Below are 209 nucleotides of genomic sequence, written 5' to 3' on the forward strand. Positions count from 1 at the left end.
TCACAAATGAAAACGCCTATGTGGCGGTCATGCTTGCCAATGGCTCAGAAGACGAAGTCACTGATGACGTTGAAGATAAAATTTCCGAACAGGTTAGGGAAACGGATGAGAACATTCGCAATGTGTATGTGTCTTCTAACCCTGATTTTGTCGAGCGGGCAACAAACTATGCGGACCGCATTCAAGAAGGAGAGCCTGTAGAGGGCTTT

General features: G+C 46.4%; 1 protein-coding gene. It reads left to right on the forward strand.

Annotated features, from left to right (window positions below; translation table 11 throughout):
* The coding region (locus tag CHH91_RS19920) for a YhcN/YlaJ family sporulation lipoprotein (RefSeq protein WP_176465915.1) at nucleotides 1-209 on the forward strand (209 nt) is incomplete at both ends.

It is taken from the genome of Virgibacillus sp. 7505 (assembly GCF_002272135.1).
GTDB lineage: Bacteria > Bacillota > Bacilli > Bacillales > Amphibacillaceae > Terribacillus.